This is a genomic window from Niastella sp. sgz303648, from assembly GCF_059587045.1.
The window spans coordinates 189,165-206,355 of record NZ_JCAPSW010000011.1 but is presented as its reverse complement, the minus strand read 5'-3'; the positions used below and the strand labels follow the sequence as shown (position 1 = coordinate 206,355).

15 protein-coding genes and 1 pseudogene are annotated in these 17,191 nt (G+C 40.2%); 11 read left to right on the top strand and 5 right to left on the bottom strand.

What is annotated here, in order from left to right:
- Nucleotides 1-65 precede the first annotated feature (65 nt).
- The 11 genes and pseudogenes from AC59IL_RS27825 (at nt 66) to AC59IL_RS27775 (ending at nt 8,662) form a co-directional block, all read left to right on the top strand.
- On the top strand, nt 66-473 hold the full coding sequence (locus tag AC59IL_RS27825) for a DUF2267 domain-containing protein (RefSeq protein ID WP_496555497.1): 408 nt from the start codon (nt 66-68) through the stop codon (nt 471-473).
- Between the two features lie 133 nt (nt 474-606).
- The gene (locus AC59IL_RS27820) at nt 607-1,038 is read left to right on the top strand and encodes an Hsp20/alpha crystallin family protein (protein WP_496555496.1); all 432 of its coding nucleotides are present in this window, start codon (nt 607-609) and stop codon (nt 1,036-1,038) included.
- A gap of 67 nt (nt 1,039-1,105) precedes the next feature.
- A pseudogene (locus AC59IL_RS27815) lies at nt 1,106-1,408 on the top strand (site-2 protease family protein); the annotation flags it as partial.
- A gap of 102 nt (nt 1,409-1,510) precedes the next feature.
- On the top strand, nt 1,511-2,230 hold the full coding sequence (locus AC59IL_RS27810) for a CBS domain-containing protein (RefSeq protein ID WP_496555548.1): 720 nt from the start codon (nt 1,511-1,513) through the stop codon (nt 2,228-2,230).
- Nucleotides 2,231-2,309: 79 nt separating this feature from the next.
- Nucleotides 2,310-2,702 (top strand): hypothetical protein, encoded by a 393-nt coding sequence (locus tag AC59IL_RS27805; protein ID WP_496555495.1) that lies wholly within the window; start codon nt 2,310-2,312, stop codon nt 2,700-2,702.
- A 117-nt stretch (nt 2,703-2,819) separates the two neighbouring features.
- Entirely contained in the window at nt 2,820-3,476 is a 657-nt protein-coding gene (locus AC59IL_RS27800) for a hypothetical protein (RefSeq protein ID WP_496555494.1), read from the top strand.
- A gap of 4 nt (nt 3,477-3,480) precedes the next feature.
- Nucleotides 3,481-4,266, top strand: coding sequence for an outer membrane lipoprotein-sorting protein (locus AC59IL_RS27795; protein WP_496555493.1), 786 nt, complete (start codon nt 3,481-3,483; stop codon nt 4,264-4,266).
- Between the two features lie 31 nt (nt 4,267-4,297).
- A complete protein-coding gene (locus AC59IL_RS27790; protein ID WP_496555492.1) occupies nt 4,298-5,515 on the top strand; it encodes an ABC transporter permease in 1,218 nt (405 codons plus the stop codon).
- 39 nt (nt 5,516-5,554) lie between these two features.
- Entirely contained in the window at nt 5,555-6,769 is a 1,215-nt protein-coding gene (locus AC59IL_RS27785; protein ID WP_496555491.1) for an ABC transporter permease, read from the top strand.
- Between the two features lie 10 nt (nt 6,770-6,779).
- On the top strand, nt 6,780-7,502 hold the full coding sequence (locus tag AC59IL_RS27780) for an ABC transporter ATP-binding protein (RefSeq protein ID WP_496555490.1): 723 nt from the start codon (nt 6,780-6,782) through the stop codon (nt 7,500-7,502).
- A 5-nt stretch (nt 7,503-7,507) separates the two neighbouring features.
- The gene (locus AC59IL_RS27775; protein ID WP_496555489.1) at nt 7,508-8,662 is read left to right on the top strand and encodes a hypothetical protein; all 1,155 of its coding nucleotides are present in this window, start codon (nt 7,508-7,510) and stop codon (nt 8,660-8,662) included.
- A gap of 15 nt (nt 8,663-8,677) precedes the next feature.
- On the opposite strand, the gene AC59IL_RS27770 is transcribed toward AC59IL_RS27775, so the two are convergent.
- From AC59IL_RS27770 to AC59IL_RS27750, 5 genes are read right to left on the bottom strand one after another with little or no spacing between them, the layout of a single operon-like run.
- The gene (locus tag AC59IL_RS27770) at nt 8,678-11,380 is read right to left on the bottom strand and encodes a cation-translocating P-type ATPase (RefSeq protein WP_496555488.1); all 2,703 of its coding nucleotides are present in this window, start codon (nt 11,378-11,380) and stop codon (nt 8,678-8,680) included.
- Nucleotides 11,381-11,434: 54 nt separating this feature from the next.
- Nucleotides 11,435-12,568, bottom strand: a complete 1,134-nt coding sequence (locus AC59IL_RS27765) for an efflux RND transporter periplasmic adaptor subunit (protein WP_496555487.1) — start codon at nt 12,566-12,568, stop codon at nt 11,435-11,437.
- Nucleotides 12,569-12,582: 14 nt separating this feature from the next.
- Nucleotides 12,583-13,968: a hypothetical protein gene (locus AC59IL_RS27760; RefSeq protein ID WP_496555486.1), complete on the bottom strand. Its 1,386-nt coding sequence runs from the start codon at nt 13,966-13,968 to the stop codon at nt 12,583-12,585.
- Between the two features lie 2 nt (nt 13,969-13,970).
- The gene (locus AC59IL_RS27755; RefSeq protein WP_496555485.1) at nt 13,971-15,230 is read right to left on the bottom strand and encodes a TolC family protein; all 1,260 of its coding nucleotides are present in this window, start codon (nt 15,228-15,230) and stop codon (nt 13,971-13,973) included.
- A gap of 13 nt (nt 15,231-15,243) precedes the next feature.
- Entirely contained in the window at nt 15,244-17,190 is a 1,947-nt protein-coding gene (locus tag AC59IL_RS27750; RefSeq protein ID WP_496555484.1) for an efflux RND transporter permease subunit, read from the bottom strand.
- Nucleotide 17,191 lies beyond the last annotated feature (1 nt).

The window sequence follows — 17,191 nt, the reverse complement described above, 5'->3', positions numbered from 1 at the left end:
TGATAATCAATAAAAAAACAATTGTTATGGCAACAGATGTCGTGAAAGGAAATGAATAGCTGAAAATGCTGGCCGACGACCTTCAGGTTCCGGATCACAAAGCATGCCGTATACTGAGGACGGTGTTGCACGCGATCCGGAACCATTTAACTGTTGAGGAATCGATACATCTGATAGCGCAATTACCTATGATGGTAAAAGCAGTGTATGTAGAACAATGGCATACACCACAACATGCACAACGCATTCATCATGTAACACAGTTTTTAGATGAAATACGCCGGTGTGATGGCGAACAGGCAGGATACGACTTTGGAAATGATGAATTGGCCGCTAAAGCAGTGAAAGGGGTATTGAGAACGCTGAATTATTATGAGTCAAACGAAGAATTTGAAGATATCATCGCTGTGTTGCCGGAGGAAATAAAAGTATTTATTCGTGGAAGCATGGGGAATGGCCGGATGGCGCTATAAAAATGACAATTCCGGCATGGCTTTAACTGACCGTTCTCATCTGTACCTATGATGGCGATCCATGGAAAATATACCTGCTTCCGTTAAATTCAATATACCATTTTTTAATAACCCAAAAAATAAAGGAGGCTTTATGAGTAGAGCATTGACAAAACGAAGCGAATTGTTCCCTTCAGTATTTGATGAATTTTTCAGGCCATGGGGCGACTGGTTTGGAAATGAAAGAACAATGACTGTACCAGCTGTGAATGTTACCGAAAATAAAGACGATTACATGATTTCGGTCGCCGCACCCGGATTGAAAAAAAATGATTTTAACATTGATGTGGAAGGCAATATGCTTACTTTAAGTTGCGAAAAGGAAGAAAGCAAAGAAGAAAAAGACGAAAAGTACTCACGTACAGAATACAATTATTCTTCGTTCAGCCGAAGTTTTACTTTGCCAGAGGAAGTTATTAAAGACAAAATTGAAGCTGTTTACGAAGATGGGATATTGCGGTTAACGCTACCTAAAACCGAACAGGCTAAAAAAGCAGCTTTGTCGAAACACATTGCTGTTAAATAATTTCATTCGGCTTTCCATGGTCCCGCTGGTGGTTGGCGGGACTATTTAACTTAAAAACTTACCCCTTATGCGTGGCGCTTATAAATTATTGAGCATCCGGGGGATTAATATATTTATTCACTGGACTTTTTTGCTACTGATTGCCTGGGTGCTGCTCGTAAATGCAAGTATGGGAAATAATATTGAGCAAATTACGTGGTCGGTATTGTTTATACTGGCAGTTTTTGCCTGTGTTACCCTGCATGAATTAGGTCATGCGTTAATGGCTGCCCGTTTTGGCATTAAGGCAAAAAACATTGTGCTGTTGCCTATTGGCGGCATAGCCAGTTTAGAAAAATTTCCTGATAATCCCCGGCAGGAGCTGGCAATTAGCATTGCCGGTCCGGCAGTGAATATCATTATAGCCGTTTTATTGTGGCTTTTATTGTTACCGCATACCAGCTTCTGGCAGGCGCCGGAAAATGCCAGTATAATGCATGGCCACGATTTTTTATATAACCTGCGTGTCTTAAATATTGGACTGGTTATATTTAATTTAATTCCGGCATTCCCAATGGACGGTGGCAGAATCCTTCGCGCCCTGCTGGGTTTTAAATTAAACTACATTCAGGCTACTGCTATTGCCGCCACCGTGGGCAAAATCATTGCCGTTATTTTTATTGCTTTAGGAATACTTTTAATAAACCCCTTTTTACCGGTCATCGGTATTTTCATCATTTTCTCTGCCGGAGTGGAAGAATATTATTTACGATTGAAATCACTGGTAAAAGGAATAAAACTAAATGAGGTATTGATGTATGATTACAACAGTTTGCAAACAAACATGACCGTGCAGGAAGCCGCCAACGTACTGATGACTAACCATAGTAAATATTTTGTGCTGATGGATGGCGTCACTCCTGTAGGCTCCATTAACCGGCTTGAAATTGTAAAAGCCATTGCCGAAATGAATTACAACGAACCACTCAAAAAACTGGTAAAGGAAGGACTGGACTACCTGAATGGCGACACAGAGGTAGAAACAGTGCTTGAAAAGCTGGCTCATAATGACGAACGCATTTACCCTGTAATGGATAATAGTCATCTTATAGGAGTCGTAAATCTCAATCACATCATTGAATACCTGCTTTTGAATAAAGTCGATACAAAAGAATATGACAGAATTAAGTCTTTGGTTGGATTATTACGATGACATTTACTCTGATTTCGATTCACGGCATTATGTAAAACGAAGAATTTCGGAAGATTTTTTGTTTGAATTGAGAAATGCCTTGAAATACAAAAAGGAAAGAGTGTACGATTTGGTGTTATTGCTTCCTGAACAAAAACGCAACGAGCATAATGAAAATATAATCATCGGTAGCCTGAAAGATTTCTTTAGAGACCAGTTCCGTATCAATGCTGATAAATGTCAAAGGAAATTAAACCATGGTGTAGTGTTGGGTATAACAGGTGTTATGATCATGATACTCAACTCAGTTATTGGTTTTTCAGGTGCACACTCTCTCCTGTTGACAGTTTTAAAGGTGATTTTGGAACCGGGTGGCTGGTTTCTGCTATGGGCCTCCCTGGATTTCCTATTTTATGACTGGAAAGAATTAAAAAAAGAAAGGGAATTTTTTAAGGAACTGGCAGAAGCAAATATTCACTTTAAATCTTCATAGGTCGCTTATCAGAAAGGCCTTAAACAAACAAGTGATCATTATTTCATGCACAAGTGACGCCCATCATAGAATCCCTGCTTTGCTTTTGTTAAATTGCCTGTAACATAATATAAACATATGAACAGAATACAATTAATGCTCTGTGTATCGTTTCTGTTCCTGCTTGCATGTTCATCTTCCCGGATCACCCATTCATGGAAATCAGAAATTACCCCGGCAAAAAAATACAACAAGATACTGGTCATTACCCTGAACGAAGAAAAACATATGGAGGCAAGACAACAAATGGAAAACCATCTTGTGGGCGATTTAAAAAACCTGGGACACAATGCAGTTTCCGCTCTGAACGAATATGGCCCGAAAGAGTTCAGGAAAATGAGTGAAGAGGCCGTTCTTGAAAAATTGCAAAATAGCGGAATAGATGCCGTTATCACAATTGTTTTACTGGATAAAACAAAGGAAAGGTATTACGTTCCCGGAAATATATACTATTCGCCATATGCTCCTTATTACAGGCATTTCTGGGGTTACTATACAACTATGTATAATCGTGTTTATGCACCCGGCTATTATGTTATTGATACCCGCTATTTCTGGGAAAGCAACTTGTTTGATATAGCCAGTAAAGAGCTGTTATATTCAGTACAAACAGAATCATTCGATCCCGCATCATCAGAAAACCTGGCACATGAATATGGACAATTGATTGTGAAAGACATGGTAAAAAAACATGTATTAAACAAGCAGGAAGTATTGGTAAAAGAGGGTAAATAAGTTAATGTCGTTTTTATACCAGTTTCCAGACAAACAATTTATGCAGGTAAAGTATTTGTTATTATTCACTGCTGTTTTGGCTGCCTCATCTGTTGTATCACAGGATGCCACATCTATTGTAAAAAAAGCAGATGAAAAAATGCGAGGCAGCACTTCACAGGCAACCATTTTAATAAAAACCATCCGGCCCGCCTGGAACCGGGAAATGGAAGTACGAACATGGATGAAAGGTAATGAACTGGCAATGATCCTTATTCAGCTTCCGGTAAAAGACAAGGGCGTTGTGTTTTTAAAACGCGGAAAAGAAGTGTGGAACTGGATGCCTGCCCTGGAAAGAACCATTAAGCTTCCGCCTTCCATGATGAGCCAGTCGTGGATGGGAACCGATTTTACCAACGATGACCTGGTGAAGGAATCTTCTGTTGTAAACGATTACACCCATAGTATTATCGGAGATACGGTAATTAATAATCGTAGTTGTTATACAATCCGAATGATTCCCAAACCCGAAGCAGCTATTGTATGGGGCAAACTAATTGTTTGTATTGACAAGAAAGATTTCATGGAACTGCACACACGTTTTTATGATGAAGATGAAAGGCTTATCAATACAATGAACGCTTTCGATGAAAAGATAATGGATGGACGTTTGATACCTACCCGTTTAGAAATGATGCCGGCTGATAAAAAGAACCAGAAAACAGTAATGATTTATAAAAGCATTCAATATAACAAACCGATCGACGATGGCTTTTTTACAACAGAACGAATGAAGGTGGCTGGCAGGTGATACATTTTAAAAATCTAAATCTGCAATTATAATGTGGCTGTTGAAATTGGCGTGGAAAAATATCTGGCGCAACCGAAACCGCACCATTATTACAATGGCAGCTATTTTCTTTGCTGTTATTCTTTCTGTTATTACGGGCAGCCTGCAGGATGGGATTTTTGACAACCTTGTTAAAAATATGGTGAGCTTTTATTCGGGTTATATACAGGTGCATAAAACGGGATATTGGGATGAACAGATATTGGACAATAGTTTTGCAAGGACCAATTCCACTGAACAAACCATTCTTCAACACGAAAATATAACCAGTGTTACCCCGCGACTTGAATCTTTTGCTTTAGCCTCATCAGAAAACCTCACAAAAGGCTGCATGGTGGTGGGCATAGACCCTGAAAAAGAAAACAGCATCACTTCCCTCAAAGATAAAATAGTAGCCGGAACCTATCTGGCAAATACAGATAAAGGTGTTTTATTATCAAAGGGACTGGCCCGGCGATTACAACTGAATACAGGCGACACCATCATATTGATTGGTCAGGGTTATCACGGCGCCACTGCAGCGGGTAAGTATCCCGTGAAAGGTATTGTTCAATTCGGTTCACCAGAGCTGAATGAAAAGGTTTTATTTATGCCATTGCCGGCCGCATGGGAGTTATACAGTGCCGAAGGAATGCTCACATCGTTTGTAGTATCACTTCGCAATCCCGATGCATTGCCGGTTACTGCTGCATCACTAAAGAAGGCGGTTGGTAATACCTTACAGGTAATGACATGGGAAGAAATGATGCCTGATGTAAAACAGCATATCCGTACCGATTCAAATAACATGAAAATCATACAAGGCATTTTATACCTGCTGATATGTTTTGGCATTTTTGGCACATTGCTGATGATGATGGTAGAAAGAAAATTTGAAATGGGTATGCTGGTAGCTATTGGTATGAAAAAAATAAAACTCATGGGTCTGTTACTGGCCGAATTGGTGTTTACTGTATTGTGCGGTTGCGTACTGGGAATCATGTTCAGTATACCGCTGGTTTTTTATCTTAACCGGCACCCGATACGAATATGTGGAGAAACGGCGGAAGTATATAAGCGGTTTGGCTTTGAACCTATCTTCCCTACTTCAACAGATACTGTTCATTTTATTAGCCAGGGGTTGATTGTGCTAATCATTGGCCTGGTATTATCCCTCTATCCCCTATACAAAACAATGCGGCTGAATGTAGTAACAGCGATGAGAAAGTAAGGTGGATGACCGATTCACCATTCACGAAAAAATAAAAAAATGCTTTTTGTAATTGCATTTCGCAACATCTGGCGCAACAGGGCGCGAAGCATAATCATTATGTCGTCGGTGGCAATTGGCCTACTGGCGGGAATAGCTGTTATGGCTTTGTATAAAGGCATGTTGCGAAGCCGTGTACGAACAGTAATAGAGGCCGAAACCGGGCACATTCAACTACATGCCATACATTTTAAAAATGATTATGAACCCTTTCTGGTTTTGCCCAACAGCAGCCAAATGTTACAACAGGTTCGTTTAATACCGGGGGTAAAACTGGCAGCCCCCCGAAGTATCACACAGGGTATGTTATCTACAGCTACCGGTAGTTCGGGCGTTCAGATCAATGGCGTTGAACCGGAAACAGAATACAGCGTTTCGCAGCTTAAAAAGAAAATACTGGAAGGAAAAGAATTTAGCGCCGGTAAAAAGAACGAAATCATCATTGGTAAAAAACTGGCAGTTAAAATGAAATTGAAACCAGGCGCCAAACTCGTGCTCACCTTTACAGATACGGCAGAAAATATTGTGGCAGGTGCTTTTCGCGTTACCGCTATTTACCAGTCGGACAATGCGCCTTTGGATGAAAAAAATGTATATGTTTTAATGAGCGACCTGAATAAATTACTGGGTATAGGATCTTCATTTCATGAAATTACTCTTTTGCTTGACAATGATGATAAATTAAAACAGGTTCAACACACACTTCAACAAAAATTTACCGGCTACGAAATTGAATCATGGAAAGAAATATCTCCTGAAACAGAATTAATGGTAAACACAATAGATGAGTATTCCTTTATAATCCTGATAATTATTATGGTGGCATTAGCCTTCGGAATAATAAATACCATGCTAATGGCAATACTTGAACGAACAAGGGAAATTGGAATGATGGTAGCGTTGGGCATGAATCGTATAAGGTTGTTTATATTGATTTTACTGGAAACGCTTTTTTTAACACTGGCGGGAGCACCTGTTGGATTGTTTACAGGCTGGGTGCTGACGCTTCACTACAATAAAAAAGGATTAGACCTTTCAGTATTGGGAAAAGAGATGCTGTCGAGTTTTGGATATAGTACGATCGTGTATCCTGAATTTCCCTGGGACCGGTTAGCAGGGGTGCTGATCATTGTAAGTGGAACTGCGTTGCTATCCTGTTTATTTCCCGCCATGAAAGCCCTGCGGCTACAGCCTGTTGAAGCATTACAAAGATAAAAGTACAAGTATGAACAACACGGTGATAGATGCACATAATGTAAGTAAGGTATACAACCCGGAAACTATCCCGGTATATGCCATCAACAATGTGCACCTGCATTTGGGAAAAGGTGAATTTACTGCACTGGTGGGACCTTCGGGTTCAGGGAAAACCACTCTGTTGAACCTGATCGGCGGATTAGATAAACCCAACAATGGCCATATCATTATTAATGGAAAAGACATCACCGGTTTACGGGCAAATGAATTAATAGATTTTCGTTTGCATAATATCGGCTTTGTATTTCAATCTTTCAACCTGATACCGGTTTTAACCGCCCGTGAAAATGTTGAGTTCATAATGCTTTTACAAAAAATAAAAAGAAAGGAAAGAGATAAACGGGTAATACAACTGTTTAAACAGATTGGCCTGGAAGATAAAATGAACAGCCGCCCTGTACAACTTTCGGGCGGGCAGCAACAACGGGTAGCCGTAGCAAGGGCGCTTGCATCGAAGCCGCAATTTGTGTTGGCAGACGAACCAACGGCTAACCTGGATTCTGTTTCAGCCTTTAACCTGCTTGATATTATGGCTAAACTGAATAAAGAAGAAAACATCACCTTCATTTTCTCAACGCATGATCAACGTGTGATTGAAAGAGCCAGGCGGGTGATTACACTGGTAGATGGTAAAATAACCGCCGATACGGCAGCCATCCCCTTAACAAACCATGAACATACAATTACCTGATAACAGTGAAAACGATATATGTCATATTTTGGATTCTCGCAGCCTTTGCAACAGCACGGGCGCAGGATAGTGCAGTAATAAAAAAGAAATGGGAACTGAACGGATATATAAAAGATATGCAATCACTCAGTTTTGATAAAAACTTTAATAACGGGGTTACCGGTAACCTGGTGCATAACCGTATTAATGTAAAATGGAAGCCTTCTGAACAATTTACAGGAGCCATTGAAGTAAGAAACCGGTTATTTTGGGGAGATGAAGTGCGAAACACACCCCGTTTTACCAGTTTTTTAAGAAATGAAAATGAATGGGTGAATGCATCGGCTGTATGGATCAGCAAAAGCAATTTTGTTTTGCATAGTAATGTAGAAAGACTCTGGGCGGAGTTCCGGCAACCAAAATGGAATGTGCGCGTAGGACGGCAGCGTATCAACTGGGGCATTACAACAACATGGAACCCCAATGATATTTTTAACACGTACAACTTTCTTGATTTCGATTATGAAGAACGTCCCGGCAGCGATGCGGTGAAATACCAGTACCAGTTTAACGATTTTTCAAACATCGAAGTAGCAGTAAGTCCATCAAATGATATCAATAAAAGCATTGCCGCTACGCGATATTTTATAAACCGCTGGGGTTACGACATACAGATGTTGGCAGGTATGTATCAACATAAATTCACGGCCGGCTTTGGATGGGCCGGGAGCCTGGGTAATTTGGGGTATAAAGGAGAAGGACAAGCGTTTATTGCTGAAAAAGATTCAGCCAACAGTTTTAACTATGCCCTGGAACTGGATTATGCATTTAAGAAAGGCTGGTATATCAGCGGATCAGTATTACATAATACACGCGGCATTGATGAACCGGTTAACGACTGGTCAAAAATAAACTTCCGGTTCTCTCCATTAAACCTGATGCCCGCACGATGGAGTTTTATTACCACTACATCAAAAGAATTTACACCTCTGTTCAGTGGTAACATGACCCTTGTTTATTCACCACAGGTAAACCTGTTTATTGTTTACCCCTCCTTTAAATATAATGTGGCAACTAATCTTGATGCGGATCTCGTATGGCAAACATTCTTCCTTGAACTGGAAAACCGGTTCCAGGCAACCAGTCAGCGTGTTTTTTTACGACTTAAATGGAGTTTCTGATGGGGAAATAATATACTAAATAACCCACCTCTTTTTTTTACATAATTGTATCAGCAAAAGCGAAATAAACGACGCAACAATCACAATCGTCCAGTCCTGCCAGCTATACATTGTTACCTCCAGCACTTTCCTGACAGGAATAATCCAATAAGAAAACATTGTTATTAATATACAGGCAGCCATTGCAATCCATACAAATTTGTTACGGAACACTTCTGTTTTAAAAAAAGATATTCCTTTTTCAAACGACATGTTAAATACATGTAGGATCTGGGAAAAAATGAGGGTATAGAAAAGTGTATTATTGCAAAGTTCAGGATTCCATCTTTCTGCACCATGCAACCATTCGTGACTGGTTAGTACCGCACTCATAGTTGTAATAGAAATAATTGCTGAATAAACAAAAATGGCTGTCCATCTTTTTTTGTCAATGATAGCGATATTGGATGAATAAGGCCTTCGCTGCATTATGTGGGGTGCAGATTTGGTTACACCGAGTGCCAATGCAGGAAGTACATCTGTAACCAGGTTGATAAACAAAATCTGCAATGGAAAAAGCTGGAAATGCAAATTCAGAACGGAAGCTGTTGCAATAATTAATAATTCACTCAGGTTGCACGACAACAAAAAGATTACAAACTTCCGAATATTATCAAAAATCGTCCTACCCTGTTTAATCGCCAGTACTATTGATGAAAAAGCATCATCTTTCAATATCATATCTGCTACTTCCTGGGCTACCTGGGTTCCTCTGAGTCCCATAGCTATTCCTATATCTGCTTTTTTTAGTGCCGGTGCATCATTTACACCATCACCAGTCATACCCACCACCATTTTCTTTTCCTGAAACAAAGTCACGAGATCTAATTTCTGCCTGGGATTTACTCGTGCAAAAACGGAAGCTTTTAACCATTCGGTTTTATCTTCTTCTGATAAGTCTTTATAGGGGTTCATCGAGTGGCCATGAATTACATCATCGTTCTGATTAGCCAACCCTAATTGCTGTGCGATATTTTGGGCAGTAGCAGGATGATCACCGGTAATCATAACTACCTTAATACCAGCTGCCTTACATTCTTCAATGGCAGCCGGTACTTCAGGTCTTGGCGGATCAATAAACCCTATCACCCCTGCTAATGTTAAGTGGTGCAGGAAATCTTTTTCTTTTTCATTGGTGGTCCTGAACGCAAAAGCCAGCATTCGTAATCCCGATTGGGCCTGGTTTTCCGCCGATATAAGCCATTGTTTCTTTTTTTCTTCAGTAAATTCAATAATATTATTTCCTTCCAACACTGATGTGCATTGTGCCAGCAATTCTTCTGCCGCGCCTTTGGCAGCTATGTAATAGTTCTGATTACTTGTACGATGCAAAGTGGCCATTACCTTTGTTTCGGATGAAAATGGAATTTCATCTACTTTAGGAAATTGATGACGATATTCTTCGACTGATTTTCCTGAAGCATATACCATTTTCAACAATCCTACTTCCAGTGGATCACCAGATTCTTTCTCAATATTATTTTCATATTGGTAAGACGCAGTATTACACAATGCAGCTACCCGGTGCAGGTGCTCAAAGGCTGCTTGGCTGGCGATACTTGCATCATCAACCCACCGTATGGAAATATTCGGTATATCTACATCAATCCTTGACGCAGCGCCATTCACCTGAATAAAAGAAGTTTGAATTTTGTTTTGTGTGAGGGTGCCGGTTTTATCAGTACAAATTACGTTTGCACCACCCAGCGTTTCAACAGATGACAGTTTCTTTACGATAACATTGTTCCTGGCCATGCGAAGCATCCCAAATGCAAGGGCCAACGTAGCTACAATAGGCAATCCTTCCGGTATAGCTGCTACTGCCAGTGCAATGGATGTTTCAAGCATAGCCACTAATTCATGACCGTTTATTAACCCCGTAATAAAAATGATGATTACCAGCGCTACGGTTACCCATATCAATTTTTTGCTGAATGATGTGATCTTTTTTTCCAGCGGCGTTGCAGTTTGTTCTGAACCTTGCACCATTTTAGCTATTGAACCCAATTCTGTCGACATGCCGGTATTGGTTACTACTGCATACCCATTCCCTTTTGATGTAAATGTCCCTTTATATAACATGTTTGCCCGTTCAGCCAATTGGGTATCTGACGGTAAAATGGATATATATTTTTCTACAGGTAGCGATTCCCCGGTAAGAGCGGATTCATCTGTTTGCAATTGTGAAGTTTTAATTAACCTTGCATCTGCAGTAATCATGTCGCCGCCTTCTGTAAATAGCATGTCGCCAGGGACCAGGTCTTCTGAAGGCACTTCCACCAGTTTTCCATTACGCATTACTCTTGCCTGAACAGAGGTGAGCTTCCTGAGCGCTTCCATTGAACGCTCAGCCTGGAATTCCATCAAAAAACCAATAACCGCATTTAAAAATATAACTATTATTATAGCGATCCCGTCCAGCCATTCTTTGAAGAAAAAAGAAAGTCCTGCGGCAATGGCCAATAACAATACAAAAGGACTTACAAATTGTTTTATCAAAATAATCAGGGGCGATACTTTTTTACCAGACTCAATTTTATTGGGGCCCGCGATATCCAGTCTTCTGGCTGCTTCAGTTGAAGACAATCCAATTTCTGCATCAGTGCATAATTTTTCTATTACACCAATGTGATCAATGGACCACGCAGCTTTCACATCTTCAATATCCGGAAAAATCATAAGTAACTAATGTTTTATAAGATGCTTTAAAACCAGTTTTGCATTGCTCTCTATTTACATTTTCATCCCTTCCATACCTGCTCCTTTTTTTAATACCCAAGCGCTGTTTAACAAATAAGCGCCATTGGTTACAATCAATTCTCCTTCTTTCAGTCCGCTGAGCACTTCTACTTCTTTTTTATTTTGAATACCCAATTTTATCAACCGGTTCTCATACATACCATCACCCGTCTTTACCCAGGCTGTAATCATGTTACCAATCAGGATGGAGGATTTGGGTATAACTAAAGTTTTCTTTTCATTTCGCTTTATGTTTACATAAGCCATCATACCCGGCTTCAATGAATGACTGCGATTGGTTAGCAGGAACCGCACCAGACTAATTTTCTGATCTGCCTCCACTGTAGGATTATCAAATACCGGAACCACAGTAAATGTTTCACCGGGATACGCATCAAACTCAACTGTAATCGAAGGTTTTTCATTCAACCATTTTAACTCGCTGGAGTACATTTGTGCCTCTATCCAAAGCTGCGATAAGTCGGCAATACGAAATAGTGGGGTGCCGACTTCCACATATTGGCCTTCGCTTACCGAAAGTTCAATCAGCGTACCTGAAACAGGGCCGTAAAAAGTAACCAGCGGAGAAGCCTCGCGGCTTTTTTCCAATACTGATATTTGTTCATTGGTAAGTCCCCACAGCAGCAATTTTTTCCTTGCCCCTTCTACCAATTGATCCACCACCTGTTTCATACTGCTGAATTGTGCCTGTTGCTGTAATACATTTAACAATTCGTTTTCATATGATAATAACTCCTCGCTGTAAATAGCATATAGTGGCTTGCCCACTGCAACCCACTGCTGTGGGTTACGAACAAATAATTTATCCAGCCTTCCCCGTATACGTGATGTAATAACCGTTATTTTTCTTTCGTCAAAACTGGTAATACCTGGAAGTGTCGTGTATTCTCCCATTGTTTTTATTTTCACGGTATCTACAAGAATGTTAGCGTATTGCTCATCCCGTTGGGTAAGAGTGATCATGTTCATAGTAGAATCAATGGCTGCAGGGGCAATATGACTTTCATGTTCCAACTTTTGGGTTGGTGCTTTTTTATCAGTGCATGCTGTTATATAAAATAAAACAGCACAACAACCGACAACAATTGTTATGATTTTATTTTTCATAATTTGCGCTGTTTTTAATATTGAATAATAGTTTCACGGTCAGCGAGGTAACCGGCATCTTTAGCTATTTTTTCATTTTGTGCCAACCCATCCAATATTTCTACATTATCGTCATTACGGTGACCAGTTTTTACCACCCTTGATTGAAAAACGGGACTGCCTTCTTTGCTAACACCAACCTGTACCCATACTATTGTCGTTTTTCCCAGGTAATAAACACTGGTTGCCGGTACCATTAATGATTTAACCGGAACAGATACAGTAGCGGTAATTAATGAATTTTGTTTAAGCACTTTAGATGTATTAGGGATATACACTCTTGCCTGTGTGAATTTTTGTTCACCCTGGTACACCTGTTCAATTACCTGAATAGAGGTATGAACCGGCCGATCGGGCAGCAGTAGTTCACTGTTTATTGTTACCGGCTGTCCTCTGTGAATATATTTTTCATTTTCTTTGGTGAATGCAATAATGCCCCAGGCTTCTTTGAAATCATTTACCCAAAAAAGGGTTTGATTGGCGCTTACATACATGCCTTCCCGGATGCTGTTGTCGGATAATACCGAGCCCTGAAAAGAAGGTGATGAATAATTTGCACCGCCCATGCCGCTACCCATATTGCCGGAAGGATTACCAGTGTTTCCCATACCTGAAGAAGCAGAAGGATTAAACAATACGTAGCCTTCAAACGGGCTATATATAGGTACGGTCAAAGATGCCTTGCCCGTTTGATCAATCTGTCGTACCTGCGCCGATGTAAGACCTAATAATATTAGTTTTTGTTTTGCCCTGTTTTGTAGTATAGTATCATTGGTTTGCTTTAGCACATAGAGATATTCTTCTATGTAAGTATTTAATTCCGGACTGTATAATTCAAGAATTTTTTCTCCTTTCCTCACATATTGGTAATTATATTTCACAAACAACCGTTCAATCCGACCACCCACTCTTATCGGTACTTTACGGTTACGACGCGTATCAAAGGCAATATATCCATTACCTGTAATTGTAAAATTCATGCTACTGAAAACAGGTTCCACTACTTTTTGACGGGCAATCACCGTACGATTAGTCGGCAATGTATTCCAGTAAGTTTCGCCTATAGTTGTATCGGGTTGCATTACATTATCAGGTGCAGCATTATGTGAACTATGACTACTGCTGTCACCTGGCATATTTATGTTTTCGTCCTCCATCTTTTTATGCGAGGTATTATTCATATCCGGCATTGAATCATGCTGCAGGCTCCTGTCTAAACTAATCGATGAACCCGGTTGATGTTTATCATGTTTTTCCTCACCCTGGTTACAGGATGTAATTATTATCATCAATACCACAATAATTAACCAGGCATTACTTGTCAATCGCTCATTGTTCCTATATGGTATTTTTTCATTCATTGCTATTTAATCTCTCTTTGATATTCATATTCAGATTGTACAGTGAAAACCTGTCCCAGTTTATCAAAGCGTTCAAGCTCTTTCATCAGCAGCATATTCCAGGCATCCAGCAATACAAAAAAGTTTCCGGTGTTCTGCCGGTAAGCCAGCAGGTTGCTTTCAAGATTCTTACGATAAAAGGGCAACACGTTGTTATCGTAATTATCCAATTGCCTTTTTTCATACATCAGCATGGTAATTTTTTCACGAATCATCTGTCCGGCCATTAATTGCATGGTGGATTTTTCTTTTTGCATAGCCTCAATTTCAAAGCTCATTGACTCTACTTCTGATTTATACATTTTCGATGACCAGGGCACAATAGGAATTGTGATCATACCCATGATGGAAAACTGGTTTGGCATTCCAAACATCTGTCCGTGTGCAAGCTGGATACCGAAATCCGGTTTAGAGCCGGTAGCCATCAAGCGTTGATTTAACTTCATGGATTGAATCTGACTCTGAACCGATAGTATGTCATTTCTCAAAATTTGAGCGTTGTCCAATGCAGGCAAGTAATCGTTGCTGTAATCTTTTAACGTTAACAGCGTGTCAATCAATAACGGGGTATTTACTTGCCGGCTCATTAATGTATTAAGGCCAATATTACTTTCTGCCACCTGGGCAAATAACATTATCTCCATATTTCCCAGTTCACCCAGGGAGGCTTCTGCTTTGAAGATTGTAGCCAGATCTGCCTGGTTATAGGCATATTTATCTTTTGCTGTTTTGATGAGCAGGCTTAATAGTTCCCGGTATTCTTTTATCAGCTTCAGTTTTTGTTCAGCAATATACTGGCGGTAATAGTAAAGCCTTGCTGTAAGATGCAGGGTATTCTTTTGCCATTCCAAATCGTTACGTTGCACATTTTCCAGGGATAAGATGTAATCTTTTTTCGCATTCAATTTTCCGGGGTTTGGAATCATTTGTTGCACCGATAACATAATGCCCGCCTGGTTATCAGGTATTTTTTCTTTTATCATCGAAACCCGATAAGGAAAACGGTCAAGGGCCAATGAAACGGTAGGCGGCATCCAGGCTTTTGCGCCTTCTGCCAGGGAGCGAACAGAAGCTATTTTAAGTTCATACAATTGCAATTGCGGATACGTTTTATCAATTACATTTAATACATCCTGTACGCTCAAACGGGTTGTATCCTGCGCATTTGCAATTATTCCCAGCAATTGCAGCATTACAAATGATATAATAAGTCTTCTTTTCATAATTTATTTACACCTATTCCTTGATTTCCAGAACCGCCAGCCAGCCGTGTTTTTTTAATTCCCATTCTTTTAAGAGATTATAAATTACCGGCAACACAATCAATACAAAGAGCGTGGACGTAATAAGGCCAAACACAAAAGGTATAGCAATGGGCTTCATAACATCACTGCCGGTACCTGTAGAAGCCAATACCGGAATTAGTCCGATTACATTAGCCAATACAGTCATCAGCAGCGGGCGCACGCGCTGGGTAGCACCAAATAAAAATGTCTCCTTCAGTTCATCATTGCTTATGTTTTGAGGGCCGTTGCCTCTTATCTCAACCAGTTTTTTTATAGAATCATTCAGATAAGCTATCATTAGAACTCCCGTTTCCACGGCTACACCAAACAGCGCAATAAACCCAACGGCAACTGCTACCGAGAAATTAACATGATAGTAATAAAGAGAATATACCCCACCCATCAGGGCAACAGGTATACTGATAAAAACAATCGCTACCGCTTTAAAAGAATGAAATGTGATGTATAAAATAAAAGCAATAACCAGCATTACAATCGGGATAATGATTTTCAACCGTTTTTGTGCCCTCACCTGGTTTTCATACTGTCCGCTCCAGTCTATATAATACCCTTGCGGTAATTGCTTAAATGTTTCTTCAATTTTTTGTTTTGCTTCATTTACCACACTGCCCATATCACGGCCACGTACATTGAATAGAACAGTACCGCGCAGCATGGCATTTTCAGAATTAATCATGGGCGGGCCTTCTGATACTTTTACATCTGACACTGCCGAAAGTGGAATAACGCCATACTTCATGGTTTGGATGGGTATGCGTTTGATCTCATCAATATCATTCCTGAATTCCTGAGCCAGCCGCAGGTTTACGCTAAAGCGTTCTCTTCCTTCCACAGTTGTCGTCAGAATCATGCCACCCAATGCACTTTCAATCACCATGTTCACATCATCAATATTTAACCCGTACCGGGCTGCATCATGGCGGCGGATTTTTATATCAAGATATTTTCCACCGGTGAGTTGTTCAACATATAAATCTTCCAGCCCTCTGATGCCTTTCAATGATGCTTCCACTTTTCTTGAAATCTCATAAATGCTGTCAAGATTTTTGCCATAAATTTTCACTCCTACATCTGTACGAATACCGGTTGAAAGCATATTGATCCGGTTAATAATAGGTTGTGTCCATCCTGTTACCACACCTGGTATCTGTACTTTTTCATTCATTTCTTTAATCAGTTTTTCTTTGGTCATACCGTCCCGCCAGTACTTTTTTTGCTTTAATACGATAATAGTTTCTATCATACTGATTGGCGCATTATCTGTGGCAGTGTATGCGCGGCCTGCTTTACCCAACACGTTTTCTACTTCAGGGAAGCCTTTAATGATTTTATCCTGCAATTGCATGATGCGTTTGGCTTCCGAGTTGGATACGTCTGGTAAGGTAACCGGCATCAATAACAAAGAACCTTCATCCAATGGCGGCATAAATTCAGTACCCAGGTTAATTACCAATGGCACACTGCCTGCTATTAAAACAAAACATACTGCGAGTACTGTTTTTCTCCATTTCAGGCAAAGCCTTGCAACCGGTTTGTAGATAGTTATAAAGAAATTGGACACAGGGTTTCTGCTTTCGGGTACCAGCTTACATTTCATAAAAGCACGCGTGAGCATGGGAGAAACGGTGATCGCCAGGATGGCTGCACCAATGAGCGAAAATGTTTTGGTAAGTACCAGCGGGGAGAACAATTTTCTTTCCTGGCCTGTCAAAAAAAGAATAGGCGCAAAAGAAATGATCATGATTATAACAGAAAAGAAAACCGACCTGCCAACTGTTCTGGAAGAATCTTCAATAATAGCAACCCTTTCATCTTCCGGAATTTCCCTGGTATGACCAATTCGTTCTTTAACTTTTATTTCTTTTTCTGCTGCCATA

What these genes read in the sequence shown, in the direction of transcription:
- AC59IL_RS27825 (WP_496555497.1), top strand. Translation starts at nt 66, where the DNA reads ATGCTGGCCGACGACCTTCAGGTTCCGGATCACAAAGCATGCCGTATA.
- AC59IL_RS27820 (WP_496555496.1), top strand. Translation starts at nt 607, where the DNA reads ATGAGTAGAGCATTGACAAAACGAAGCGAATTGTTCCCTTCAGTATTT.
- AC59IL_RS27810 (WP_496555548.1), top strand. Translation starts at nt 1,511, where the DNA reads ATGCATGGCCACGATTTTTTATATAACCTGCGTGTCTTAAATATTGGA.
- AC59IL_RS27800 (WP_496555494.1), top strand. Translation starts at nt 2,820, where the DNA reads ATGAACAGAATACAATTAATGCTCTGTGTATCGTTTCTGTTCCTGCTT.
- AC59IL_RS27795 (WP_496555493.1), top strand. Translation starts at nt 3,481, where the DNA reads ATGTCGTTTTTATACCAGTTTCCAGACAAACAATTTATGCAGGTAAAG.
- AC59IL_RS27790 (WP_496555492.1), top strand. Translation starts at nt 4,298, where the DNA reads ATGTGGCTGTTGAAATTGGCGTGGAAAAATATCTGGCGCAACCGAAAC.
- AC59IL_RS27785 (WP_496555491.1), top strand. Translation starts at nt 5,555, where the DNA reads ATGCTTTTTGTAATTGCATTTCGCAACATCTGGCGCAACAGGGCGCGA.
- AC59IL_RS27780 (WP_496555490.1), top strand. Translation starts at nt 6,780, where the DNA reads ATGAACAACACGGTGATAGATGCACATAATGTAAGTAAGGTATACAAC.
- AC59IL_RS27770 (WP_496555488.1), bottom strand. Translation starts at nt 11,380, where the DNA reads ATGATTTTTCCGGATATTGAAGATGTGAAAGCTGCGTGGTCCATTGAT.
- AC59IL_RS27765 (WP_496555487.1), bottom strand. Translation starts at nt 12,568, where the DNA reads ATGAAAAATAAAATCATAACAATTGTTGTCGGTTGTTGTGCTGTTTTA.
- AC59IL_RS27760 (WP_496555486.1), bottom strand. Translation starts at nt 13,968, where the DNA reads ATGAATGAAAAAATACCATATAGGAACAATGAGCGATTGACAAGTAAT.
- AC59IL_RS27755 (WP_496555485.1), bottom strand. Translation starts at nt 15,230, where the DNA reads ATGAAAAGAAGACTTATTATATCATTTGTAATGCTGCAATTGCTGGGA.
- AC59IL_RS27750 (WP_496555484.1), bottom strand. Translation starts at nt 17,190, where the DNA reads ATGGCAGCAGAAAAAGAAATAAAAGTTAAAGAACGAATTGGTCATACC.